Source organism: Amycolatopsis sp. MJM2582, assembly GCF_000754115.1.
GTDB lineage: Bacteria > Actinomycetota > Actinomycetes > Mycobacteriales > Pseudonocardiaceae > Amycolatopsis > Amycolatopsis japonica.
The window spans coordinates 1242467-1267979 of the sequence record NZ_JPLW01000002.1 but is presented as its reverse complement, the minus strand read 5'-3'; the positions used below and the strand labels follow the sequence as shown (position 1 = coordinate 1267979).

Below are 25513 nucleotides of genomic sequence, written 5' to 3'. Positions count from 1 at the left end.
AGAGTGTTTCCGGCAGGGGAGCGCTCTCAGTGCGATGACCCGCCGGACACTAAGCTGTCGGTGTCCGGATGGAGCTGAAGAGTGAAGGTGGCGCTGGTGGGGCCTCGACCAGGGGAAGACGGCAGGCCGACGCTGGAAGACGTCGCCGCGTCCGCCGGGGTCAGCCGGTCGACGGCGTCCCGTGCGCTGAACGACGACGGCTACGTCAGCGCGCGCTCCCGCGAGAAGGTCCAGGCCGCGGCCCGCGAACTCGGGTACTCCCCGAACCAGGCGGCGAGATCCCTGGTCACCAAGCGGACCGGCGCGGTCGCGGTCGTGCTGTCGGAGCCGGAGGCGCGGCTGCTCGACGACCCGTACCGCACCGCGGTCATGCGCGCGGGCTATCGCGAGCTCGCCGACATCGGCTGCCAGATGGTCTTGATCTTCAGCGACACCCGCGAAGACCTCGACCGCACGGTCCGGTTCCTCGACGGCGGGCACGTCGACGGCGTGCTCGTGTTCGCGCCGCATCGCACGGATCCGCTGCCCAAGGCGTTGCGGCAGTTGAGGATCCCGGTGGTGTACGGCGGGCAGGCCGCCGGGCTCAAACGCGGGGTCCACGTCGTCGACTTCGACAACGAGGGCGGCGCGAAGCTCGCCGTCGCGCATCTGGTCGAGGCCGGCCACCGGCGGATCGCCACGATCGCGGGCCCGCAGGACCAGAGCGCGGCGATCGACCGGCTTTCCGGTTGGCGCAAGACCCTTCTCGACGCAGGGCTCGACCCCGCGGATCTGATGGAGGAGGGCGACTTCACCCTGACCGGTGGGGCGAAGGCGATGTCGAACCTGCTCGCCCGGCGCCCCGATCTCGACGCCGTCTTCGTAGCCAGCGACATGATGGCACTCGGCGCGCTCCGTACGTTGCATTCGGCCGGACGGCGGATTCCCTCGGACGTCGCCGTCGTCAGCTTCGACGACAACGCCACCCTCGCGCCGGAGATGGACCCGCCGCTGACGTCGGTGCACCAGGATCCTCGGGAACAGGTCCACGCGATGGTGGAGACCCTGCTCGCGGTGATGGACGACCGGGATCTCAAGCCCCGCCAGCGGATCTTGCCGGTCTCGCTCACCCGTCGCGCCTCCAGCTGAGCCGGGGGTGGTCGTGAGTGGCGTTTCGGGTTCTAACCCGAATTGCCACTCACGAGGCTCCTTGTGCGGAGCCGGCCGTGTCGCGTGACTGGACGGACGACACGCGTGATCCGACGGACGACACGCGTGACTGGTTGGACGACATGGCGAGTCGTCCCTCTGGACACATGTGTCGTCCCGCCAGTCACGCGTGTCGTCCATCCGCGCACGGCGGCAGGTGCCGAAGGCGACCTCGGCATGCCAACCCTGGCTCAGGGAACCGGTCCGTGACCCGACTGTGACTCGGGGAGCGCTTGACCCGGCTCGTGTTATCGCTAACACTTGCGGCACTCGTCACACGGTACCGGGATTGGGAGACAGGCGATGGCGCGCGAAACCACCGAGAGCAAGCAGGCCAGTCTCACCGACGTGGCCGCGCTCGCGGGTGTTTCGCATATGACGGTCTCGCGGGTCATCAACGGCACCGGCCCGGTCCGCGCCGAGACGCGGGTCCGCGTCAACGCGGCGATCGAGCAGCTGGACTACCGGCCGAACTCGGTCGCCCGCGCGCTGGTCACCGGCCGTTCGGGCACGCTCGGCGTGGTCGCGCTGGAGGCCAACCTCTACGGTCCGGCCAGCACGTTGAGCGGCATCGAGCACGCCGCCCGCGAGGCCGGCTACGCGACGACCATAACCAGCATCAGCCGTCCGGGCCGGTCGTCCATCACCGACGCCGTGGAGCGCCTTCGTCGCCAGGCCGTCGAGGGCATCGTCGTGATCGCGCCGCACGTCACCGCGGCCCGCGCGCTGGAGGCGGCGCCGAACGACGTACCGCTCGTCGCGGTCGGTGGCGGCGAGAAGGCGCCGGTCCCGGTGATCTCGGTCGACCAGTTCGACGGCGCGCGCCGCGCCACCGAACACCTTCTCGGCCTCGGACACGAGACCGTCTGGCATGTGGCCGGACCCGAGGATTGGCTGGAGGCGCTGGACCGCGAACGCGGCTGGCGCGAGACCCTGCAACGGCACGGCGCGCCGATCCCGCCCGTCATCCGCGGTGACTGGAGTGCGCGCTCCGGGTACGCGGCGGGGCGATCCCTCGTCGGGGAAAAGGGCCTGGACGCGGTGTTCGTGGCCAACGACCAGATGGCCCTCGGCTTCCTTCGCGCCTGCACCGAGGCGGGCGTGAACGTGCCGGGGGAGATGCGGATCGTCGGCTTCGACGACGTTCCCGAGGCGGCGTACTACACGCCGCCGCTGACGACGGTGCGCCAGGACTTCGTCGAAGTCGGCAGGCGCACGTTCGACCTGCTCCGCCGCCGGATGAACGGCGGTGAGGACCGAGATCGCGACCTGGTGGTCCCCGAACTGATCGTGCGGGAGAGCACCGGTCTTTCGTAGCTCCGAGAGCAGTCCCTGCGGCTCAAGGCGCGAATGTTAACGCTAACTCAACTGATCAGTGCGGATCTAGGAGTCGATGTGGCAAGAAAACCGTGGACGGCGATCGTGGCCGGAGTGGCCGGGCTGCTCCTGCTCTCCGCTTGTGGCGGTGGCGGCGGGACGGGTGGCGGCGGCGCGCTCACCCTCGGATTCGCCCAGGTGGGCGCGGAAAGCGGCTGGCGCACAGCGAACACGAAGTCGATCCAGGAGTCCGCGAAGGCGGCCGGGATCGAACTGAAGTTCTCCGACGCGCAGCAGAAGCAGGAGAACCAGATCGCCGCGATCCGGTCCTACATCCAGCAGAAGGTCAAGGTGATCGCCTTCTCGCCGGTCGTGGAATCCGGCTGGGACACCGTGCTCAAGGAGGCGAAGACGGCGAACATCCCGGTGATCCTCACCGACCGGGCCGTCGACTCGGCGGACAAGTCGCTGTACAAGACCTTCCTCGGCTCGGACTTCGTCGCCGAGGGCAAGAAGGCGGGCGAGTGGCTGGCCAAGGAGTTCGGCTCGGCGGCGGGCGACGTCAGCATCGTGGAACTGCAGGGCACCACCGGTTCCGCGCCGGCGAACGACCGCAAGAAGGGCTTCGCCGACGTCATCGCGTCGAACCCGAAGTTCAAGGTCGTCGCGTCGCAGACCGGTGAGTTCACCCGGGCGAAGGGCAAGGAGGTCATGGAGGCCTTCCTGAAGTCCCAGCCCAAGATCGACGTGCTGTACGCGCACAACGACGACATGGCCCTCGGTGCCATCGAAGCGATCGAGGCGGCGGGCAAGGTGCCCGGCAAGGACATCAAGATCGTCTCGGTCGACGGCGTCCGCGACGCCCTGCAGGCGCTGGCCGACGGCAAGATCAACCACGTCGTCGAATGCAACCCGTTGCTCGGCCCGCAGCTGATGGATCTGGTGAAGAAGGTCGCCGCCGGAGAGCAGGTTCCGCCGCGCATCGAGACCACCGAGACCGAGTTCGACCAGGCCGCGGCCAAGGCCGCGCTGCCGCAACGCCAGTACTGAGCCGATGACGGAAACCCCTGCGATGCTGCGGATGAGCCATATCCGGAAGGAATTCCCCGGCGTGGTCGCCCTCGACGACGTCTCCTTCCGGATGTTCCCCGGTGAGGTGCACGCCCTGATGGGCGAGAACGGTGCCGGCAAGTCCACTTTGATCAAGGTGCTCACCGGCGTCTACGGGGTGGACGCGGGCACCATCGAACTCGACGGCGCCCGGGTCGCGTTCAGCGGCCCGGGTGAGGCACAGCGCTCCGGCGTGAGCACCGTCTACCAGGAAGTGAACCTCTGCCCGAACCTGTCGGTGGCGGAGAACATCTGCCTCGGCAAGGAGCCGCGACGGCGCGGCCGCATCGACTGGCGCGAGACACGCCGCCGGGCGGCCGCGCTGCTGGCCAGGCTGGACGTCGAAGTGGACGTCTCGGCCGAGCTGGGCGGCTGCTCGATCGCGGTGCAGCAACTGGTCGCGATCGCCAGGGCGCTCGACGTCGAGGCGCGGGTGCTCGTGCTCGACGAGCCGACGTCCAGTTTGGACGCCGGCGAGGTCGAGCAACTGCTGAACGTGGTGCGTTCGCTGCGGGACCAGGGGATGGCGATCCTGTTCGTCTCGCATTTCATCGAACAGGTCTTCGCCGTCGCGGACCGGATGACCGTGCTGCGCAACGGGAAGCTGATCGGGGAGTACCGCACCGAGGAGATCACCCCGGTCGACCTGGTGACCAGGATGATCGGCAAGGAACTCGCGGCGCTCGAAGACATCGAGGACGCGGGGCACAGCCGGTCGGACGTCGCCGATGCGCCCGTCTTCCTCGAAGCGGGCGATGTCGGCCGCAAGGGCGGTGTCGCGCCGTTCTCGCTCGACATCCGGTCCGGCGAGGTCGTCGGGCTCGCCGGGCTGCTCGGTTCGGGCCGCACCGAACTGGCGCGGCTGCTGTTCGGCGCCGATCACGCGGACAGCGGTACGGTGCGGATCGACGGCGAGCCGGTGTCGCTGAAGACACCGCGGACCGGTCTCGACCACCGCATCGCGTTCTGCTCGGAGAACCGCAAGACCGAAGGCCTCGTCGAGGAACTGACCGTGCGCGAGAACATCGTGCTCGCGCTGCAGGCCTCGCGTGGTTGGGCCCGGCCGATCCCTCGACGGCGGCAGGACGAGATCGCCGAGCGCTACATCAAGGCGCTCGACATCCGGCCGGCCAACGCCGAGGCGAAGGTCGGCGACCTGAGCGGCGGCAACCAGCAGAAGGTGTTGCTCGCGCGGTGGCTGATCACCGAACCGCGGCTGCTGATCCTCGACGAGCCGACGCGCGGGATCGACATCGGTGCCAAAACGGAGATCCAGCGACTGGTCGCGCGGCTTTCGGGCGAGGGGATGGCCGTGGTGTTCATCTCCGCCGAACTCGAGGAAGTGCTCCGGCTGAGCCACCGGGTCGTCGTGCTGCGCGACCGCGCGGTGGTCGCCGTGCTGGACAACGAAACGCTGACCGCGGACCAGGTGATGGCGACGATGGCCGAAGGAGTCGCACGATGACCAAACATCGGTTGTTCTGGCCGTTCGTCGCGCTGCTGGCGCTGCTGCTCGGCGACCTCATCGCGCATCCGGCGTTCTTCGCGATCGAATTCCGCGACGGGCATCTGTACGGGAACCTGATCGACATCCTCAAGAACGGCGCCCCGCTGATCCTCATCGCGATCGGCATGACGCTGGTGGTGGCGACGCGGGGGATCGACCTCTCCGTCGGCGCGGTCGTCGCGATCAGCGGCGCGCTCGCGTGCCTGCACCTGAGTGGACTCGGCGATCAGAACAGTGTCGGCGGGACGCTCGCGGCGGTCGGGATGGCGCTGGGGCTCGCCCTCGTGCTCGGTCTGTGGAACGGCTGGCTCGTGGCGGTGCTCGGCATCCAGCCGATCATCGCGACGCTGATCCTGATGGTCGCCGGCCGCGGCATCGCCCAGCTGATCACCGGCGGCCAGATCATCACCGTCAACTCGCATCCGTACGAGTGGATCGGCAGCGGGTTCACCTTCGGCCTGCCCAGCGCGATCCTCATCGCGCTGGCGGTGTTCGCCATCGCCGCCGTGCTGGTCCGCCGGTCGGCGCTGGGGCTGCTGGTCGAATCGGTGGGCGGCAACCCGGAGGCGGGCAGGCTCGCCGGGCTCCGGTCGGCGCGGCTGATCTGGCTCACCTACGTCTTCTGCGCGCTCTGCGCCGGTATCGCCGGCCTGATGATCAGCGCGAACGTGCACAGCGCCGACGGCAACAACGCCGGGCAGTTCATCGAACTGGACGCGATCCTCGCCGTCGTCATCGGCGGGACGCAGCTGACCGGTGGCCGGTTCTCGCTCACCGGCTCGGTGATCGGCGCGCTGCTCATCCAGACGTTGACGACGACGGTCTACGCGCTCGGCATCGCGCCGCAGGCGATCATGCTGTTCAAGGCCGTGGTCGTGCTGGCGGTCTGCCTGCTGCAGTCGCCGGTGTTCCGCAGGAAGCTCGCCCGGCGGCGGAAAACGGCCCCGCCGTCGCCCGCCGTCCTGCCGGAGAAGGTGGAGGCCGGGGTATGACGACACTCGACCGCATCAAGGGTTATCGGCCGCGGCAACGGCATCTGCCGATCCTGGCGACGATGGCGATGCTCATCGGCGCCTACGTCTACGGGGCTTCGAGCTACACGACGTTCGGCTCCGGGCAGGTCGTGCTCGACCTGTTCATCAACAACGCCTTCCTGCTGGTCGTCGCCGTCGGGATGACGTTCGTGATCCTCACCGGCGGGATCGACCTGTCGGTGGGCTCGGTGGTGGCACTGTCCACTGTGGTCTCGGCGGACCTGCTGCAGAACCAGGGCTGGCCGGTGCTCGCGGTGATCCCGGCGGTGCTGGCGATCGGCGCGGCGCTCGGCTTCGGTATGGGCGTGCTGGTCCAGGTGTTCGAGATCCAGCCGTTCATCGCCACGCTGATCGGGATGTTCTTCGCCAGGGGGCTCTGCTACACGATCAGCACCCAGGCGTACTCGATCGACGATCCGACGGTCGCGAGTCTCGCGCAGACGCAGATCCCGCTCGGCGGGGAACTGCACATCTCGATCGGTGTGGTGGTCGCGCTCGTGGTGGTCGCCGCGGCGGCGTACGTCCTGTACGGAACGAGGTTCGGGCGGACGGTGTACGCGATCGGCGGGAACCCGAAGTCCGCGCTGCTGATGGGCCTGAACGTCGGCCGTACGCGGATCACGGTCTACACGCTCAGCGGGTTCTGCTCGGCGCTCGGCGGACTGCTCCTGGTGCTGTACAAGTCCTCCGGCGATCCGCTCAACGGTGTCGGGCTGGAGCTCACCGCGATCGCGGCCGTCGTCATCGGCGGCACGCTGCTCACCGGCGGCTCCGGCTACGTCCTCGGGACGGTGCTCGGGATCATGGTGCTGGGCATCATCCAGACCCTGATCACCTTCGACGGCACCTTGAACTCCTGGTGGACCTCGATCATCACCGGTGCGCTGCTGTTCGCCTTCATCGTGCTGCAACGCCTCGTCGGGAGACGGGCCACGTAAGACGGAACACGCGTGATCAAGGCCGTGACTCGCGTGATTGGAGCCGGACCGGCTTGAAACACGCGAGTTACGGCTCCAAACACGGGTGATCGCGGTTTTCGACCAGAAATGTGAACGCTAACAGTTGGAGAAGAAGTGAGTACAAGGGAGCCGCTGGTCGTCGGCGTCGACTTCGGGACGCTGTCCGGCCGGGCCGTCGTGGTCCGCGTCCGCGACGGCGCGGAACTGGGCAGCGCGGTTTCGGAGTACCGGCACGGCGTGATCGACCGGATCCTGCCGCGGACCGGCCACGGGCTGCCGCCGGACTGGGCGCTCCAGATGCCGTCGGACTACGTCGACGTCCTCCGCACCGCCGTGCCGGAGGCCGTCCGTGCCGCCGGGGCGGATCCCGCCGACGTGATCGGCATCGGTACCGATTTCACCGCGTGCACCATGGTGCCGACGACGGCCGACGGCACGCCGCTGTGCGAATTGCCCGAGTTCGCCGACGATCCGCACGCTTACGTGAAGCTGTGGCGTCACCATTCCGCCCAGCCGCAGGCCGACCGGATCAACGCGCTGGCGCGGAAGCGCGGTGAATCTTGGCTGCCGCGCTATGGCGGGCTGATCTCTTCCGAGTGGGAGTTCGCCAAGGCACTGGAGGTCTACGAAGAGGCGCCCGAGGTCTACGCCCGGATGCGCCACTGGGTCGAACTCGCCGACTGGATCGTCTGGCAGCTCACCGGAACCTACGTCCGCAACGCCTGCACCGCCGGCTACAAGGGCATCCTGCAGGACGGCCGCTACCCGAGCACGGAGTTCCTGGAGGAGCTGGCTCCCGGCTTCGGGTCCTTTGTGGACGACAAGCTCGTGCATCCGCTGGGAGCCCTCGGTGCCAAGGCGGGGAGCCTGAGCGCTCAAGCGGCGGAATGGACCGGGTTGCCCGAGGGGATCGCGGTCGCGGTCGGCAACGTCGACGCGCACGTCACCGCCCCCGCCGTCCAGGCGGTCGAGCCGGGACAGATGGTCGCGATCATGGGCACCTCCACCTGCCACGTGATGAACGGCGCCGAACTGCGCGAGGTACCGGGCATGTGCGGCGTCGTCGACGGCGGGATCGTGTCCGGGAAATGGGGCTACGAGGCCGGCCAGAGCGGCGTCGGCGACATCTTCGCGTGGTTCGTCGAACACGGCACGCCCGCGTCCTATGTGGACGACGCCAGGGAAGCGGGGATCTCCGTCCACGAACTGCTCACGCGGCTCGCTTCGGTGCAGGAGATCGGCGAGCACGGACTGGTCGCGCTCGACTGGCACAGCGGGAACCGGTCGGTACTGGTCGACCACGAACTGTCCGGCGTCGTCGTCGGCCAGACCCTCGCGACGCGGCCCGAGGACACCTACCGCGCGCTCCTGGAGGCGACGGCGTTCGGGACCAGGACGATCATCGAGACCTTCGAACGCGCCGGGGTGCCGGTCACCGAACTGATCGTCGCCGGTGGCCTGGTCAAGAACCCGCTCCTGATGCAGATCTACGCCGACGTCACGAACTTGCCGCTTTCCGTCGCCGGCTCGGCCCAGAGTCCCGCGCTGGGCTCGGCGATCCACGCCGCCGTCGCCGCCGGGGCACACGCCGACGTCCCGGCCGCCGCGCTGGCGATGGGCTCGGTCCGCCGGGCGGTCCACCGGCCGATCGCCGAAAACGTCAAGGCCTACAACGACCTCTACGCCGAGTACGCCACGTTGCACGACTACTTCGGCCGTGGGGCCAACGACGTCATGCACCGGCTCGCCGCCCGGCGCCGTTCCGTCCGGAAAGGACCGCACCGATGAGCCTCGCCGTGGAGATCACGGACACCTTCGAAGAGCTGCGCGACACCGTCGCCCGCTTGCACAGCGAGCTGACCCGCTACGAGCTGGTCATCTGGACCGCGGGCAACGTGTCGGCGCGGGTCCCCGGACACGACCTGATGGTGATCAAGCCGTCCGGGGTGTCCTACGACGAGCTGAGTGCCGACACGATGGTCGTCACCGACCTGTACGGCGAGGTCGTCCACGGCGACCTCGCGCCGTCCTCGGACACGGCGGCACACGCCTACGTCTACCGGCACATGCCGGAGGTCGGCGGGGTCGTGCACACGCATTCGACGTACGCGACCGCGTGGGCCGCGGTCGGGGAACCCATCCCGTGCGTGCTCACGATGATCGCGGACGAGTTCGGCGGCGAGATCCCGGTCGGGCCGTTCGCGATGATCGGTGACGACTCGATCGGCCGGGGCATCGTCGAGACGCTGCGGTCCAGCCGGTCGCCCGCGGTGCTGATGCGCAACCACGGCCCGTTCACTGTCGGCCGCACCGCACGCGACGCGGTCAAGGCCGCCGTCATGGTCGAGGACGTCGCGAAGACCGTCCACCTCGCTTCCGCGCTGGGCAGGCCGAAACCACTGTCCGAACAGGACGTGGACCGGCTCCACGCGCGCTACCAGAACGTCTACGGCCAGCAGGGAGAGAAGTGAGCACACAACGCAAGACCGAGGTCTGGTTCCTCACCGGGAGCCAGGCGCTGTACGGCGAGGAGACCCTCGAACAGGTCGCGGGCCAGTCGTTGCAGATCCAGCGGATGCTGGCCGACACCGGCCGGATCTCGGCCGAGATCGTCGCGAAGCCGGTGCTGACGGAACCGTCGGCGATCCGGCGCGTGATGCTGGAGGCGAACGCGGACGACGCGTGTGTCGGGGTGATCGCCTGGATGCACACGTTCTCGCCGGCGAAGATGTGGATCACCGGCCTTGACGCGCTGCGGAAACCCTTGCTGCATCTGCACACCCAGCTCAACGAGGCGCTGCCGTGGCAGTCCATCGACATGGACTTCATGAACCTGAACCAGGCCGCGCACGGCGACCGCGAGTTCGGCTACATCCAGACCCGGCTCGGGGTCCCGCGCAAGACCATCGCCGGGCACGCCGCGGATCCGTCGGTCGCCGACCGGATCGACGCCTGGGTCCGCGCGGCGGTCGGGCGCCAGACCATCGGCTCGCTCAAGCTCGCGCGGTTCGGCGACAACATGCGCGACGTCGCGGTCACCGACGGGGACAAGGTCGAGGCGGAGCTGAAGTTCGGCGTCTCGGTGAACACCTACGGCGTCAATGAACTCGTCGCCCTGGTCGACGCGGTGCCCGACACCGAGGTCGACACTCTCGTCGACGAGTACGCCGAGACGTACGCGCTCGCGCCGGAACTCGCCAAGACCGGGGAGCGACACGAATCGCTGCGTTACGGGGCCCGGATCGAGCAAGGGCTTCGCACGTTCCTGACGAGCGGCGGTTTCGGCGCGTTCACCACGAACTTCGAGGATCTCGGCGGACTGCGGCAGCTCCCCGGTCTCGCCGTGCAGCGGCTGATGGCCGACGGCTACGGCTTCGGCGGCGAGGGCGACTGGAAGACGTCCGCGCTGCTGACCGCGGTGAAGGCGATGGGCCGCGACTCCGAGCGCGGGACGTCCTTCATGGAGGACTACACCTACCACTTCGGCCCCGGCGAACCGAAGATCCTCGGCGCGCACATGCTCGAGGTCTGCCCGAGCATCGCCGCCGCGAAGCCTTCGTGCGAGATCCACCCGCTCGGCATCGGCGGCCGCGAGGATCCCGTCCGGCTGGTCTTCGACGCCGCCGCCGGCGACGCGGTCGTGATCGGCCTCGCCGACCTCGGCGACCGGTTCCGCTTGGTGGCCAACGAGGTCGAGGTCGTCGCGCCGGATGAACCGCTGCCGAACCTGCCGGTGGCGCGCGCGGTGTGGAAGCCGGCGCCGTCGCTGGCGACGTCCGCCGAGGCCTGGATCACCGCGGGCGGGCCGCACCACACGGTGCTCACCCAGGCCGTCGGCGCCGAAACGATCCGGGATTTCGCCACCATGCTCGACGTCGAACTGCTGGTGATCGACCAGGCCACGACGCCCGCCGCGATCGCCGACCGGATGCGCTGGAACCAGGCCTACTACCGGCTCGCACAAGGATTCTGATCGGTCCCCACCGGAGAGAAGGAACAATGAAGTTCACGAAACTGGCCACACTGGCCGTGGCGGTCGGCCTCGGTGCCGCGCTCACGGCCTGCGGTTCGAGTGAGAAGACCGTCGATCAGCAGGCGGCCGCGGGAGGCGCGGCCGGCGGCCTCGTCGGCGTCACCATGCCGACCAAATCGTCGGAGCGCTGGATCCACGACGGCGACAACATCAAGGCGGCGCTGGAGAAGCTGGGCTACCAGGTCGACCTGCAGTACGCCGAGGACGACATCCCCACCCAGGTGAACCAGATCGAGAACCAGATCACCAAGGGCGCGAAACTGCTCGTGATCGCCTCGATCGACGGCACCGCGATCACCACCCAGCTGCAGGAGGCCGCGGACAAGAAGATCCCGGTCGTCGCCTACGACCGGCTGATCCGCAACACGCCGAACGTCGACTACTACGCGACCTTCGACAACTTCAAGGTCGGCGTGCAGCAGGCGACGTCGCTGCTCACCGGTCTCAAGGTGCTCAAAGAGGACGGTTCTCCCGGCGAGGGCAAGGGCCCGTTCAGCATCGAGCTCTTCGCGGGTTCTCCGGACGACAACAACGCGACGTTCTTCTTCAACGGCGCCATGTCCGTGCTGAAGCCGTACCTCGAAAACGGGACTTTGGTCGTCAAGAGCGGCCAGACCGCGTTCAACGTCGCGGCGATCCTGCGCTGGCAGGCGGCGACCGCGCAGCGGCGGATGGAAGACCTGCTGACCAAGACCTACAGCTCCGGCGACAAGGTGCAGGGCGTGCTCTCGCCGTACGACGGGCTCTCCATCGGGATCCTGTCGGCGCTCAAGAGCAACGGCTACGGAACGCCCGGCCAGCCGTATCCGGTGGTCACCGGCCAGGACGCCGAGGTCGCGTCGGTGAAATCGATCATCGCGAACGAGCAGTACTCGACGATCTTCAAGGACACCCGCAAGCTCGCCGAGACCACGGTCAAGATGGCCGACGCGGTGCTCAAGGGCGGCAAGGCCGAGACCAACAACACGACGGACTACAACAACGGGCAGAAGGTCGTCCCGGCGTTCCTGCTGGAGTCGGTGATCCTCAACAAGGGCAACTACCAGAAGGAACTCATCGACTCGGGCTACTACAAAGCGGAACAGCTGAGGTAGCGACGTGACCGACGAAATCCTTCGGATGCGGGGGATCACCAAGACCTTCCCCGGGGTCAAGGCGCTGCAGGACGTCAACCTGTCGGTGCGCCGGGGAGAGATCCACGCGATCTGCGGCGAGAACGGCGCGGGCAAATCCACGCTGATGAAGGTGCTCTCGGGCGTCTACGCGCACGGCTCGTACGACGGTGAGATCGTCTTCGACGGCGAGCCGTGCGCGTTCTCCGCGATCCGCGACAGCGAACGCCGCGGCATCGTGATCATCCACCAGGAACTCGCGCTGTGCCAGCAACTGTCCATCGCGGAGAACATCTTCCTCGGCAACGAGAAGGCCCGCGGCGGGCTGATCGACTGGAACCGGACCAACGCCGAGGCGGGCGAGCTGCTGCGGCGCGTCGGCCTGCGGGAGAACCCGGTGACGTCGGTGCTGGACATCGGCGTCGGCAAGCAACAGCTGGTGGAGATCGCCAAGGCACTGTCCAAAGAGGTCAAACTGCTGATCTTGGACGAGCCGACGGCGGCGCTGAACGACGACGATTCGGCGCATCTGCTCGACCTGCTGCGCGGCCTGCGCGAGGACGGCGTCACCTGCGTCTTGATCTCGCACAAGCTCAACGAGATCGCCGCGATCGCCGACTCGATCACCATCCTGCGCGACGGCAGGACGATCGAGACGCTGGACGCGGGCACGGTGACCGAAGACCGGATCATCGCCGGGATGGTCGGGCGGAAACTCGAGAACCGGTTCCCGCCGAGGGAACCGCGGATCGGCGACGAGGTCCTCCGGATCGAGGACTGGACCGTGCACAGCCCGACGCAACACGGCAGGGTCGTCGTGGACGGCGCGAGCCTGACGTTGCGGCGCGGCGAGATCGTCGGGCTGGCCGGCCTGATGGGCGCCGGGCGCACCGAACTCGCGATGAGCGTGTTCGGCCGTTCGTACGGCAAGGACATCTCCGGCCGCCTGATCAAGGACGGCAAGGAGATCGAGGTGCGCACGGTCGGCGACGCCGTCGCGAACGGGATCGCCTACGCCACCGAGGACCGCAAACGCTACGGGCTGAACCTTATCGAGGACATCCAGCGCAACGTCTCCGGTGCGGCGCTGGGCAAACTCGCGCGCCGCGGCTGGGTGGACGAGAACGAAGAACACCGTGTCGCCGAAGAATTTCGCAAGAGCATGAACATCAAGGCACCGGACGTGCGCAGCGTGACCGGCACGCTTTCCGGCGGCAACCAGCAGAAGGTCGTGCTGTCCAAATGGATCCTCACCGATCCGGACGTGCTGATCCTCGACGAGCCGACCCGCGGCATCGACGTCGGCGCGAAGTACGAGATCTACACGATCGTCAACCGGCTCGCCGAGGAGGGGAAGGCCGTGCTGGTCATCTCGTCCGAGCTGCCGGAACTGCTCGGGCTGTGCGACCGGATCTACACGTTGTCGGCGGGCCGGATCACCGGTGAGGTCGACCGGGCCGAGGCCACCCAAGAGGTCCTCATGCGGGCGATGACCAGGGAACAGGAGTAAGACATGAGCACCGCCTCCGCCGACACCATCACCGGTGCCGGTGACCAGCAGGGAGCCGCGCCGGCCAGGGCGCCGCGCCGGATCTCGTTCAACCCGCGCGAAAGCGGCATCTACGTGGCGTTCGCGCTGATCGTCGTGTTGTTCTCGATCCTCACCGGCGGCGCGCTGCTGGAACCGCAGAACATCTCGAACCTGATCGTGCAGAACTCGTACGTGCTGATCCTCGCGATCGGCATGATCCTGATCATCATCGCCGGGCACATCGACCTGTCGGTTGGCTCCGTGGTGGCGCTGACCGGCGCGATCTCGGCCGTGCTGATGGTGAACCTCGGCGTGGCGTGGCCGATCGCGCTGCTCATCACGCTGGCCGTCGGCGCGGTGATCGGGGCGTGGCAGGGGTATTGGGTCGCCTACTTCGGCATTCCAGCGTTCATCGTGACGCTGGCCGGGATGCTGATCTTCCGGGCCTTGACGCTCACCGTGCTCGGCAACCAGGGCATCGGCCCGTTCCCGGACGAGGTGCGCACGCTGGCGAACGGGTTCACCGGCGGCTATCTCGGCAACATCGGGCTCGGCCCGCTCGGCGGTGCCGACGTGGTCAGCCTGCTCGTGGGTGCCCTGGCCATCGCGGGAGCGATCGTTTCGCGGTGGCGCAAGCGGACGGCCCGGCTGAACTACCTGCAAGAGGTCGACCCGCTGCCGATGTTCCTGCTGAAGATCGCCGCGGCGGCCGCCGTCGTGCTGTTCGTGGTGGTCCAGCTGGCGCGGTACAAGAACCTGCCTTGGGTGCTGATCCTGCTTTCGGTACTGGTGATCGGCTACTCGCTGGTGACGACGCGGGCCGTGTTCGGCCGCCACATCTACGCCATCGGCGGGAACCTGCAGGCGGCGACGCTTTCCGGCGTGAAGGTCAAAAGCGTGACGTTCTGGATCTTCGTCAACATGGGCGTGCTCTCCGCGCTCGCCGGGATCATCGTGGCCGGACGGCTCAACCAGGCCGGGCCGACCGCGGGCAACATGTTCGAACTCGACGCGATCGCCGCGGCGTTCATCGGCGGCGCCGCGGTGCAGGGCGGGGTCGGCAAGGTGGTCGGCGCGATCACCGGCGGGCTCATCATGGGCGTGATCAACAACGGCATGTCCCTGATCGGCGCGCCGACCGAGAGCGTGAACCTGGTGAAGGGGTTCGTGCTGCTCGCCGCCGTCGCCTACGACATCTGGACCAAACGGCGGGCCCGTACCGCCGCCTGATGGTCGTGAGTGGCGTTTCGGGTTCTAACCCGAAACGCCACTCACGACCAACTCGACCGACTCCTCACCCTCGGCTCTCCTCGCAACGTCGCGAAAGGAAGTGCTGTGCGCAGCAGATCAGTCCGGCTCGGTGTGCTGTCCCTGACCATCGCCGCCGGTGTCCTCGTGCCCGTCCAGACCGCTTCGGGCCAGACACCGACGACCGACTACAGCCTCGCCGTGGACGCGGCGGGACGCGGTGCCACGATCGACCGTTCGATGTACGGCGTCTTCTTCGAGGACATCAACCGCGCCGCGGACGGCGGGCTGTACGCGGAACTCGTGCAGAACCGCTCCTTCGAATACGACAAGGCCGACAACGCGTCGTACACCCCGCTGACCTCGTGGGCGCCCACGGCGCTCGACGGGGGAACAGGCACGGCGACGGTGGCCGACGACGACCGGCGGCTCAACGAACGGAACCGGCGCTATCTCAAGCTCGAACTCACCCGTGGCGAGTTCGGCGTCGCGAATTCGGGCTACAACTCGGGGATCCGGGTCGAGAGAGGCAAGCAGTACGACTTCTCGGTGTTCGCCCGGACGGATCGCGCGGCGGGCACCCCGCTCACGGTGGCCGTCACCGATCCGGCGGGGAAGGCGCTCGCCGATCCGCTGCGGGTCCAGGTCCGCGGCGACGGCTGGGTGCGCTACACCGGCACCGTCCGGGCGCGGGAGTCGAGCGCGCTGGGCAGGCTCGCGCTCACCGCGTCCGGCGGTGGCACGCTGCGGCTGGACATGGTGTCGCTCTTCCCGCGCGACACCTACAAGAACCGCCCCAACGGCATGCGGGCCGACCTCGCGGGGAAGATCGCCGCGCTCAAGCCCGGTTTCGTCCGCTTCCCCGGCGGCTGCCTGGTCAACACCGGCAGCCACCAGGGTTACGAGGCGCCGAACTGGGAGCGGAAGCGCTCGTACCAGTGGAAGGACACGATCGGCCCGGTCGAGCAACGGGCCACGAACGCGAACTTCTGGGGTTACAACCAGTCCTACGGCATCGGCTACTACGAATACTTCCAGTTCTCCGAGGACATCGGAGCGATGCCGTTGCCGGTGGTGCCGGCGCTGGTCACCGGCTGCGGGCAGAACAAGGTGACCGACGATCCGGCGCTGCTGCGGCGGCATGTCCAGGACACCCTCGACCTGATCGAGTTCGCCAACGGCCCGGTCACCTCGACGTGGGGCAGGAAGCGGGCCGAGATGGGACATCCGGCGCCGTTCAACCTGACGCATGTCGGCGTCGGCAACGAGGAGAACCTGCCCGACGAGTTCTTCGCCCGGTTCACCGAGTTCCGCAAGGCGATCGCGGCGAAGTACCCGGGGATCACCGTGATCAGCAATTCGGGACCGGACGACACCGGCACGACGTTCGACCGGCTGTGGGACCTGAACCGGAACGCGAAGGTCTCGATGGTCGACGAGCATTACTACAACAGTCCACAATGGTTCTTGCAGAACAACCAGCGGTACGACGCCTACGACCGCAACGGCCCGAAGGTGTTCCTCGGCGAGTACGCGTCGCTGGACAACAAGTTCGGCAACGCGCTGGCCGAGGCAGCGTACATGACCGGGCTGGAACGCAACGCCGACGTCGTCAAGCTCGCGTCATACGCGCCACTGCTGGCGAACACCGACTACGTGCAGTGGAAGCCGGACATGATCTGGTTCGACAACCAGCGCTCGTGGGCCTCGGCCAGCTACGAGACGCAGAAGCTGTTCATGACCAACGTCGGTGATCACGTGGTCCCGAGCAGGGCGTCGGCCACGCCTGCCACGGTCGCTCCCATCTCGGGCGCGATCGGACTCTCCACCTGGGCGACGAGTGCGGCGTACGACGACGTCAAGGTCACCTCGGCCGACGGCGCACAGCTGTTCGCGGACGACTTCTCCGGCGACGACTCGCGCTGGTCGAAGGCGGCCGGGCGGGGATCGTGGGCGGTGTCGAACGGGGCCTACGTCCAGTCGGATCAGGCGGCCGAGAACACCCTCGTGACCGCGGGCGATCCCTCGTGGAGCAACTACGACTTCTCCGTGAAGGCGACCAAGACGGGTGGCAAGGAAGGCTTCCTGGTCGCGTTCGGCGTCAAGGACACCGGCGACAACTACTGGTGGAACCTCGGCGGCTGGAACAACACCGTCTCGGCCGTGGAGAAGACCGAAGGCGGCGGCAAGCAGACCCTCATCCAGAACGACACGAAGATCGAGACCGGCAGGCAGTACGACCTGCGGGTCGAGGTCAGGGGCCGTCAGGTGACGCTCTTCCTCGACGGGCAGAAGTGGGGCTCGTTCACCGACGACAAGGTCGCCGAGCCGTTCCGCCAGGTCGTCACCCGCGACGTCAAGACCGGGGAACTGGTGGTCAAAGTGGTCAACGCGCAGGCTTCCGCGGCCCGGACCCGCGTCGACCTCGGCTCTCGCGTCCAGCCTGGCGCGACCGCCCGCGTGACGACGTTGCAGGGCTCGCCGGACGACGTCAACACCGCCTTCACCACGCCGATCGCGCCGCGCGAATCGCGGTTCTCCGGCGTCTCGAACGCCTTCACGTACACCTTCCCGCCGAACTCCGTGACCTTCCTGCGGTTCCCGGCCCGAGTGAGGGGATGACCATGACCATCGACCGTCGTGACCTGTTCAAAGCGGGAGGCGGACTGCTGGCCGCCACCGCCGTCGGAAGCCTGGCACCGGGCACGGCCCAAGCCGCCGAAGCCGCTCCCGTGCCGCTGACCACCCGGAACCCGTTGGTCGAGCAGCGGGCCGATCCGTTCATCACCCGGCCGGTGAACGGGATGTACTACCTGACCGGTTCGGTGCCCGAGTACGACCGCATCGTCGTCCGCGGCGCCGCCACGCTCGACGGCCTGGCCACCGCCAGGGAGACGACGATCTGGCGCCGTCCGTCGTCCGGGAAGATGGGCGGCCACATCTGGGCGCCGGAACTGCACCGGATCGACGGGCGCTGGTACGTCTACTTCGCCGCAGGCGACTCCGACGACGTGTTCCGCATCAGGACGTACGTGCTGGAGTCCACTTCGGACGATCCGCGGGCGGGCACCTGGGTGCTGCGCGGACAGATGGTGACGAAGTGGGACACCTTCACCCTGGACTCGACGACGTTCGAGCATCGCGGCAAGCGGTACTTCGCCTGGGCGCAGAGCGAACCGGGGATCGCGACCAACAGCAATCTGTACCTCGCCGAGATGGCGTCACCGCTAGCGCTCAAGGGTGACCCCGTCCGGCTCGCGGTGCCGACGCTGCCCTGGGAGATCCAGGGGTTCAAGGTCAACGAAGGGCCGGCGGTGCTCGTCCGCAACGGGCGGGTGTTCATGACCTACTCGGCCAGTGCCACCGACGCCCGTTACTGCATGGGGCTGCTCACCGCCGACGAACGTTCGGATCTGCTGGACCCGCGCTCGTGGACGAAGTCACCGCAGCCGGTGTTCACCACGAACGAGGCGACCCGGCAGTACGGTCCAGGGCACAACTCGTTCACCGTCGCCGAGGACGGCTCGGACGTCCTCGTGTACCACGCCCGCGACTACCGCGACATCACCGGCGACCCGCTGTACGACCCGAATCGGCACACCCGGGTGCAACGGCTGTACTGGAACGACGACGGGACGCCGAGTTTCGGTGTGCCGGTCGGCAAAGGCGGCCCGTGCGTACGACTGTCCCCGTTGGACGATCCCGCGTTGTACGTGCGGCATTACGAGTACCGGCTGACCGCCGACGGCAATGTTCGAGAGCTGGCCGATTCGCAGTTCCGCATCGTCGCTGGGTTCCGCGGCGCGGGCACCGTCGCCCTGCAGTCGGTGAACTTCCCGGACCGGTACGTCCGGGTGGTGGACGCGACGACCGTGCGGATCGATCCGTACGACGAAAGCGACGCCTACGGCCGGGCGGCGAGTTTCACCCAGGTGCCGGGGCTTTCCGACCGGCTGGCGGTGTCGTTCCGCCTCCCGGGTGAACCTGCCACCTATTTGGCCCACGACAAGGGAAGGATCTTGGTCTTCCGTCCGGGTGCCACGGTGCGGGATCGTCAACGGGTCAGCTTCCGGCTCGGCTGAACTCCCTGGGAGGTTGAACGCAGTGCTGCGAACACGCCCCATCGTCCTGGTCCTGGCGATGCTCGCCGGGACCCTCGTCGCGACCGGCTCTCCGGCGGCCGCCGACGTCCAGTCCTATCTCGACGATCCACGAAAAGTCTCCGAAGGACAGGAGCCACCGCACGCCCACCTTCGTCCGTACGCGGACGTTTCCTCCGCCGCCCGCCACGACGAACGCAGTCCCTACACGATGTCGCTCGACGGCAAATGGCGGATCGCCATGGCGGACAACCCCTCTCAGGTGCCGAAGGGTTTCCACGACGACGGATACGACGCGTCGCGCTGGCGTGAGGTGTCCGTGCCGCACACCTGGCAGACGGACGGTCTGGACCACCCGATCTTCCGCAACATCGCCACCGAGATCCAGCCCGACGACCCGCCGCGCGTTCCCCGTGACGTGAATCCGACCGGCGCCTACGTCCGCGATTTCACCCTGCCCGCCCAGTGGGCGGAACGCGAGACCTTCCTGCGCTTCGAGGGGGTCACGTCGGCGTACTTCGTCTGGGTGAACGGGACGTACATCGGCTACGACCAGGGCGGCTACACGCCGGCGGAATTCGACATCTCGTCCGCGCTGCGGCCGGGGCCGAACCGGATCGCCGTGCAGGTGCACCGCTGGAGTGCCGGCGCCTACCTGGAGGATGTCGACCAGTGGCGGTACTCGGGCATCTTCCGCTCGGTGAACCTGTATTCGACACCGGGCACGTTCGTCCAGGACGTCGGGCTGACGACCGACCTCGACGCGACCTACACCGACGCCACCCTCAAGGCCGCGGTCGAGGTCGCCACCAAACCCGGTGGAACCGCGGGCAAGCACCGGGTCGGGCTCAGCCTGCGTGACGCGGCGGGCAAGGAGGTCGGGACCACGAGCGGGGAGGTCGACGCGGGCGGCAAGACCACGTTGAGCCTGCCCGTCCGCAACCCGGCGAAGTGGACGGACGAGACGCCGAACCTGTACACGGCCGTCCTCACGCTGACCGCGCCCGACGGCCGCGTCACACACATCACCAGTGAGACGACCGGGTTCCGCGAGATCGAGATCCGCGACAAGCAGCTGCTGGTCAACGGGAAGAGGGTGCTGTTCAAAGGCGTCAACCGCGCCGAGACCGACCCCGACCACGGCAGGCACGTGCCCCGGCGCGCACAGGAACGCGACGTCGCGCTGATGAAACAGCTCAACGTCAACGCGGTCCGCACGTCGCACTACCCGTCGGATCCCTATTTCTACGAACTGGCCGACCGGCACGGGCTCTGGATCGACGACGAGATCGACATCGAGACCCACAACCACGAGAACTGCGCCAGGTATTGCCAGGCGAACGACCCGGCCTGGCGGGACGCCTTCTTCGACCGCATGATCGGCATGGTCGAACGGGACAAGAACCATCCGAGCGTCTTCCTGTGGGACACCGGTAACGAGGCCGGTCTCGGCGCGCACCACTTCGCGCTGGCGGAATGGCTGGACGCGAACGAGCCGACCCGGCCGATCTACCACCAGTCGAACAGCCCGGACGGCGACGCGCCGTTCGCCGACGTCTGGGGGCCGCGGTATCCGTCGCCGGAGAAGTTCGCCGAGCAGGCGAAGAACACCACCAAACCGCTGATCTTCGGCGAGTACGCGCACGCGATGGGCAACAGTCTCGGCAACTTCCGCGAGTTCTGGGACACCATCCGGGCGAATCCGCAGACCCAGGGCGGGTTCATCTGGGACTGGGCGGAGCAGAACATCCGGCAGCCGATCCGGCTCACGCCCGATTCGTCGGGCAACGCCATCTCCGCGCATCTCAGCGGAAAGCCGGAGCTGGTCGAAGGTCATCGAGGCAAGGCGCTGGCGTTGTCGGGCCTTGACGACTTCGTCGAGGTCTACCGCGACCGGAAACTCGACATCACCGGGAAGGCGCTCACGCTCGACGCCTGGGTGAAACCGGGGAAGTGGACCGGTGACTTCCGCATCCTCGGCAAGGGCGACCACCAGTACGCGCTGAAGATGAAGACGGAAGACACACTGGAGTTCTTCATCCACAGTGGAACGTGGCAGGCGGTGCAGGCGAAGGTGCCCGCCGACTTCTACGGGAACTGGCACCGGGTGAGCGGTACGTACGATGGCACGGCCCTGCGGCTGTACCTCGACGGCAAGGAGATCGGGAGCAAACCGTTCACCGGCGCGATCGACTCGTCCTCGGCGGAGGTCAACATCGGCCGCGACTTCGAGACGTCGTGGAACGACCCGTCGACCATCGGCTGGATGGGCCGCGGAGCCGTCGACGACGTCCGCATCTACGACAAGCCGTTGTCCGCCGCGGAGTTGTCCGGCACGGCTCCCGCGGACGGGGCCGTGCTGGCGCTGGACTTCGACACTGTCACGGAACGGGGGAGTCACCTGTCGTACGGCTCCAGTCTGTCCGGTGTGGACGGTCTGATCGGGTCGGACCGTTCGGTGCAGCCGGAAACCGCGCAGATGGCCTGGGCGCATCAGCCGCTGCGGTTCGCCTACTCGGGCGGCACGGTCTCGGTGACCAACGAGCGGCAGTTCAAGGGCACCGACGAGCTGAACCTGCGGTGGCGGATCCAGGAAGGCTCGCGGGTCGTCGCGCACGGGGAACAGCCGTTGCGGGTCGCCGCGGCATCGACCGGAAAGGTCGCCGTTCCGGTGCCGCCGAATCCCGCGGACCGCGAACGGTTCCTCATCGTCGAAGCGGTGACGACCCAAGGCGAGCCGATGCTGGCGCAAGGACATGTCCTGGCGCACGATCAGTTCTCCCTGGGCGGCAAGCGGGTTCCCGGCCTCGACAGGACGCCGCTCGACGGGAAGTCCGTTGGAGTCGTCGAGGACGGTGCTTCGGTGACGGCGTCGGCGGCAGGCGTCACGTATCGGGTCGACAAGGCCGGCGGCACGCTGACGTCCATCCGGTATCAGGGCAAGGAACTGCTGAGCGGCGGGCCGAAGCTCGACGCGTGGCGGGCACCGATCAGCAACGAGACCTTCGCCTGGGGCAGGGCCGAAGGCGAGGACTGGCGCAAGGCCGGGCTCGATCGGCTGAAGACCACGGTCACGGGCGTCCGGGTCGAGCAGGACGGCTCGCGCGGCGTTCGGGTGATCGTCGACAGCCGGGTCGCGGCGCCGGACGTCGCCGGGGCGTGGTTCGACCAGACGATGACCTACGCTGTCGACCGGACCGGGACGCTGAGCCTCGGCAATCGGGTGATTCCGCAGGGGAGTGTGCGCACTCTGCCGTATCTGCCGCGGATCGGTGTCTCGCTGGCGGTGCCGGACCGATATGACCGGTTCGCCTGGTACGGACGGAAAGCCGAGAGCTACGTCGACCGCAAGGACGGGACCCCGATCGGCGTGCAGTCGAGCACGGTGGACGAACAGTACGTCGAGTACCACCGGCCGCAGGACCACGGCAATCACACCGACAGCCGGTGGGCGTTGCTCACCGACGGCCGGACCGGTGGCCTGCTGGTCGGGGGCGCGAACGACGTCAGCGTGACCCCGTTCGACGATCTCGACCGGGCGGCGTACCCGTTCCAGTTGCAGCGCAACAAGGGCTGGTTCACGCTCCACGCCAGTCACGCGGTGACCGGGGTCGGGGACACGCCCAATCCGGTGCGCGAACGCAGCCAGGTCCAGCCGGACAGCACGTACGAGTACACGCTGTCGTTGCGTCCGTTGACGTCGCAGGAGGCGCGGGCGGGGCTGCCGACCGGCGGCTGACTCGGCGGGCCTCGTAAATGGGTGGTGAAGGCCTCCTTGCCTACTCTGAAGGTAGGGAAGGAGGCCTTCACGGCTGCCCGGCTAACGGAACAACTTGTAATTGAGGACGATGTAGCCGGAATTCGCGGCGATCTTGACATCGTTCACGCTGAGCCATCCAACCGTTCCCTGGGATGTCCTCAGACAATGTTGACCACCGGCGAATATCACCTCGGGTCCGGGGACCGGTCCCTTTCCCTCCGAAACGATCTTCGGGCACTGCGTCGCGGCTTCCTGCTCGGTTCCGTAGTAATAGAACAGGCCTGATCGATTGGAGGACAGATTGCTTCCGTCGAAGTGGAGGTCCATGTCGCCATTGGGGCCTGTCGCGGATGCCGCGGTGGCGCCGGGCTTGTCGAGGTCGACCGCCGTATCCGCGTCGAGTTTCACCTGCTCTGGGACGGCTTCGGCGGGTTTGTTCTCCTGGTGCTGTGTGCCGGTGGCACTCTGCGACGACGGCGTGGACGGCGTGCTCCGGTCGTCGGCGCCTTTCGCCGGCTGCGCACTGGTGTTGATGAGTGCCACGAGCACCGCGCTCACCAGGCCCACCACCGCGGTTATGAGGGCCGCCAGAATTACTCCACGTCGGCTGACAAATGCCGCGGTCACCGCCGGATCCGAAGTTTTGACATTTCCCGGCCGGTTGGTTTTCTTCCGGTCGCGATCATTGTTCGTCAAGTGGTCTCCCCTGCCAAAAGATGCTGAAGGAGGCTACAACAAGATCAAGGACCAACCGGTGTCGAGACACGTACGGGCGGCCGCTGTCCGGGTGATGTCAGGCATGGGTCGGACTCTTCGCCCTTGCAGCCGCTAGTCTTGATCTTCGACTGCGAGGGAGACTGAATTCATGGCGGAATGGGCCGATCTGGTCGCGTTCGTACGACACGAATATCGGGTGGTGAAGGACGAACCGGACGAAATTCGCATCCGATTGTCCTACGGTGACGACGACTACGAAGAGCGGGCCCAAACCGTGGTCATCGCGCGGGAGATCTTCGACCGTCGCGAGGACTGGGTGCAGATCGCGACGCCTTTCGCCCGGGTCGACGAGGTCGACCTGGCGACCGTGCTGACCGAGATCGGCAACACCATCGTCGTCGGGGGATTGGTGGTCATGGGAGAGCATCTGGTGCTGCGCCATTCCCTGCCGCTGGTGAATCTCGACATCAACGAGTTCACCGACCCGCTCGAACTCGTCGCGGGTTCGGCGGAGCTGCTGGAGCAGCAGTTCACCGGACGCGACGACTACTGATCCCCGGGATCTCCTCGAAGGAGGTCACGCGTTCGCATTCCTCTTCGGAGAGCTTGTCGATGGCTGCCCGGTACGCCTGCGCTTGAGCCGTGCCGGGCAGCTGTCCGCCGAGGAGAAGCGGAAGCCCGAGCTCGAAACCACAGCGGGCCCGTGTCCCGTGGCGGTGCCGGGCGCGGGCGACCGCGGTGGCGACGCGGAGCCCGTGCTCGGTGCCCGGCGGTGTCGCGGGACGGTCGGTTTCGATGGCCGCGAACCGGAATCCGTCGGCCTGGTCGCATTTGTCGCAGCCGACGGGCCCCGAGCCGAGACGGCTGCCGCAGTCGGTGCAGGTCAGCCTGTCGTAAGCGGCGTCAACGACCCGCCACTCGAACAGGGAAGTGTCGACGACCACCGATTCGGCGAGGTCGGTTTCCTCCGTGGTCCCAGCGGAGACACCGTATTCCGCGAGGAACAGCCGCCAGCGGTCTTCGATGCCCGCCTCGACGGCCGCCAAGGCCTCGGCGGGGCGCCCGCCGCGTGGAAGAGCGGTCATGGACAGGATTCTATTTCGCGCGGATGAGGGTGTCCGCGTCGATGCAGAGGCGACCGTCGTGCGGGACGACCGTCAGCTCATGCGTTTCCGTGGGGGAAGGGCGGCCGTCGCGATAATGCAGGGTGATCCGGACCCGGACGGTGGTCGCGGAGGTGGCCGACGCACTGTGCACGTCCACCGCGCTGATCCTGCCCCAATGGGCTTCGTAATCGCTCTGACCGCGGCGCTGGAGGTTCGGGCCGATCAACGGCCAGCCGGCCCGGGTGTCGGGCATCAGGCGGTAATAGGCGGTGACGAACTGGGCGATGTCCTCGTTCGTCGCGGGCTGGGGCACGGTGGACGTCGTACTGGTCGTGGTGCTGGTCGTCGGGCTCGGGGCGATCACGGCGGGAATCGGTGTCCCGGCCGTCTGGAACGACCCCGCGAAATGGACGCCCACGAAAATGGCCGCCAGCAACGAACCCGAGACCCCGAGGATCAGGAACACCAGCCAGGCGTTGACCTGTGAGTGCCGCACGTTGTAGACGTTCGTCGTTCCGGTGGTGCTCGGACTGGCGCCGTCACGGCGGACGAGTACCTGCGAGATACCGCTGATCAGCCCGGTCGCGAGGGTGAACGCGACCACCAGGCCCCAGGCCAGGAAGTTGGTCTTGAGGTCGGTCGCGAAATTGATCGCGGTGCCGAGGGCGGCCGCGATGCAGGCGCCGAGCAAGGACCAGAACCATGTCGAACCCGCCCGGTTCAAGATCTTCTCCTCTGCCGAAGCCGTCGGCTTACAACTCGTGAGGCGGCGAGGCCTTGTTACGACAGGC

Annotated in this window: 19 protein-coding genes; 16 read left to right on the top strand and 3 right to left on the bottom strand. The window is 67.6% G+C overall.

Annotated elements, in window-relative coordinates:
• Nucleotides 1-81 precede the first annotated feature (81 nt).
• From ED92_RS16070 to ED92_RS16000, 15 genes are all read left to right on the top strand, one after another.
• Nucleotides 82-1128, top strand: a complete 1047-nt coding sequence (locus tag ED92_RS16070; RefSeq protein ID WP_037338704.1) for a LacI family DNA-binding transcriptional regulator — start codon at nt 82-84, stop codon at nt 1126-1128.
• 363 nt (nt 1129-1491) lie between these two features.
• The gene (locus tag ED92_RS16065; RefSeq protein WP_037338703.1) at nt 1492-2505 is read left to right on the top strand and encodes a LacI family DNA-binding transcriptional regulator; all 1014 of its coding nucleotides are present in this window, start codon (nt 1492-1494) and stop codon (nt 2503-2505) included.
• A 78-nt stretch (nt 2506-2583) separates the two neighbouring features.
• A complete protein-coding gene (locus ED92_RS16060) occupies nt 2584-3555 on the top strand; it encodes an ABC transporter substrate-binding protein (protein WP_037338701.1) in 972 nt (323 codons plus the stop codon).
• Nucleotides 3556-3577: 22 nt separating this feature from the next.
• A complete protein-coding gene (locus ED92_RS16055) occupies nt 3578-5080 on the top strand; it encodes a sugar ABC transporter ATP-binding protein (protein WP_037338700.1) in 1503 nt (500 codons plus the stop codon).
• The gene (locus tag ED92_RS16050; protein ID WP_037338698.1) at nt 5077-6114 is read left to right on the top strand and encodes an ABC transporter permease; all 1038 of its coding nucleotides are present in this window, start codon (nt 5077-5079) and stop codon (nt 6112-6114) included. The genes ED92_RS16055 and ED92_RS16050 overlap by 4 nt, the downstream gene beginning before the upstream one ends.
• Entirely contained in the window at nt 6111-7094 is a 984-nt protein-coding gene (gene yjfF, locus ED92_RS16045; RefSeq protein WP_037338697.1) for a galactofuranose ABC transporter, permease protein YjfF, read from the top strand. The genes ED92_RS16050 and yjfF overlap by 4 nt, the downstream gene beginning before the upstream one ends.
• A gap of 135 nt (nt 7095-7229) precedes the next feature.
• Complete coding sequence (gene araB, locus ED92_RS16040; RefSeq protein WP_037338695.1) at nt 7230-8903, top strand: ribulokinase; 1674 nt, start codon at nt 7230-7232, stop codon at nt 8901-8903.
• Nucleotides 8900-9586, top strand: a complete 687-nt coding sequence (locus ED92_RS16035) for an L-ribulose-5-phosphate 4-epimerase (protein ID WP_037338692.1) — start codon at nt 8900-8902, stop codon at nt 9584-9586. The genes araB and ED92_RS16035 overlap by 4 nt, the downstream gene beginning before the upstream one ends.
• Nucleotides 9583-11088, top strand: a complete 1506-nt coding sequence (gene araA / locus ED92_RS16030; protein ID WP_037338689.1) for an L-arabinose isomerase — start codon at nt 9583-9585, stop codon at nt 11086-11088. Before ED92_RS16035 ends, araA begins: the two co-directional genes overlap by 4 nt.
• Before the next feature lie 26 nt (nt 11089-11114).
• The gene (gene chvE / locus ED92_RS16025) at nt 11115-12242 is read left to right on the top strand and encodes a multiple monosaccharide ABC transporter substrate-binding protein (protein ID WP_037338687.1); all 1128 of its coding nucleotides are present in this window, start codon (nt 11115-11117) and stop codon (nt 12240-12242) included.
• Between the two features lie 4 nt (nt 12243-12246).
• Entirely contained in the window at nt 12247-13770 is a 1524-nt protein-coding gene (mmsA, locus tag ED92_RS16020) for a multiple monosaccharide ABC transporter ATP-binding protein (RefSeq protein ID WP_200882708.1), read from the top strand.
• Nucleotides 13771-13773: 3 nt separating this feature from the next.
• Nucleotides 13774-15021, top strand: coding sequence for a multiple monosaccharide ABC transporter permease (gene mmsB / locus ED92_RS16015; protein ID WP_037338685.1), 1248 nt, complete (start codon nt 13774-13776; stop codon nt 15019-15021).
• Between the two features lie 105 nt (nt 15022-15126).
• Nucleotides 15127-17661 (top strand): alpha-L-arabinofuranosidase C-terminal domain-containing protein, encoded by a 2535-nt coding sequence (locus tag ED92_RS16010; RefSeq protein ID WP_037338683.1) that lies wholly within the window; start codon nt 15127-15129, stop codon nt 17659-17661.
• Between the two features lie 2 nt (nt 17662-17663).
• Nucleotides 17664-19121 (top strand): family 43 glycosylhydrolase, encoded by a 1458-nt coding sequence (locus ED92_RS16005; protein ID WP_235213290.1) that lies wholly within the window; start codon nt 17664-17666, stop codon nt 19119-19121.
• 22 nt (nt 19122-19143) lie between these two features.
• Complete coding sequence (locus tag ED92_RS16000) at nt 19144-22878, top strand: glycoside hydrolase family 2 TIM barrel-domain containing protein (RefSeq protein ID WP_037338679.1); 3735 nt, start codon at nt 19144-19146, stop codon at nt 22876-22878.
• An 81-nt stretch (nt 22879-22959) separates the two neighbouring features.
• On the opposite strand, the gene ED92_RS15995 is transcribed toward ED92_RS16000, so the two are convergent.
• Nucleotides 22960-23595, bottom strand: coding sequence for a hypothetical protein (locus ED92_RS15995; RefSeq protein ID WP_235213289.1), 636 nt, complete (start codon nt 23593-23595; stop codon nt 22960-22962).
• Nucleotides 23596-23764: 169 nt separating this feature from the next.
• On the opposite strand from ED92_RS15995, the gene ED92_RS15990 reads away from it, so the two are divergent.
• A complete protein-coding gene (locus ED92_RS15990; protein WP_037338675.1) occupies nt 23765-24169 on the top strand; it encodes a hypothetical protein in 405 nt (134 codons plus the stop codon).
• Here ED92_RS15990 and ED92_RS15985 read toward each other — a convergent pair.
• Both ED92_RS15985 and ED92_RS15980 read right to left on the bottom strand, forming a co-directional pair.
• Nucleotides 24147-24701, bottom strand: a complete 555-nt coding sequence (locus ED92_RS15985; protein WP_037338673.1) for a hypothetical protein — start codon at nt 24699-24701, stop codon at nt 24147-24149. The two genes, ED92_RS15990 and ED92_RS15985, sit on opposite strands and share 23 nt — an antisense overlap.
• Nucleotides 24702-24711: 10 nt before the next feature.
• On the bottom strand, nt 24712-25446 hold the full coding sequence (locus ED92_RS15980) for a hypothetical protein (RefSeq protein ID WP_037338671.1): 735 nt from the start codon (nt 25444-25446) through the stop codon (nt 24712-24714).
• Nucleotides 25447-25513: the final 67 nt, after the last annotated feature.

Excerpts from the sequence above, each read along its gene's own strand:
- ED92_RS16055 (WP_037338700.1), top strand. The coding sequence starts at position 3,578 with ATGCTGCGGATGAGCCATATCCGGAAGGAATTCCCCGGCGTGGTCGCC.
- mmsB (WP_037338685.1), top strand. The coding sequence starts at position 13,774 with ATGAGCACCGCCTCCGCCGACACCATCACCGGTGCCGGTGACCAGCAG.
- yjfF (WP_037338697.1), top strand. The coding sequence starts at position 6,111 with ATGACGACACTCGACCGCATCAAGGGTTATCGGCCGCGGCAACGGCAT.
- ED92_RS16005 (WP_235213290.1), top strand. The coding sequence starts at position 17,664 with ATGACCATCGACCGTCGTGACCTGTTCAAAGCGGGAGGCGGACTGCTG.
- ED92_RS16050 (WP_037338698.1), top strand. The coding sequence starts at position 5,077 with ATGACCAAACATCGGTTGTTCTGGCCGTTCGTCGCGCTGCTGGCGCTG.
- ED92_RS15985 (WP_037338673.1), bottom strand. The coding sequence starts at position 24,701 with ATGACCGCTCTTCCACGCGGCGGGCGCCCCGCCGAGGCCTTGGCGGCC.
- chvE (WP_037338687.1), top strand. The coding sequence starts at position 11,115 with ATGAAGTTCACGAAACTGGCCACACTGGCCGTGGCGGTCGGCCTCGGT.
- ED92_RS16035 (WP_037338692.1), top strand. The coding sequence starts at position 8,900 with ATGAGCCTCGCCGTGGAGATCACGGACACCTTCGAAGAGCTGCGCGAC.
- ED92_RS15990 (WP_037338675.1), top strand. The coding sequence starts at position 23,765 with ATGGCGGAATGGGCCGATCTGGTCGCGTTCGTACGACACGAATATCGG.
- ED92_RS16065 (WP_037338703.1), top strand. The coding sequence starts at position 1,492 with ATGGCGCGCGAAACCACCGAGAGCAAGCAGGCCAGTCTCACCGACGTG.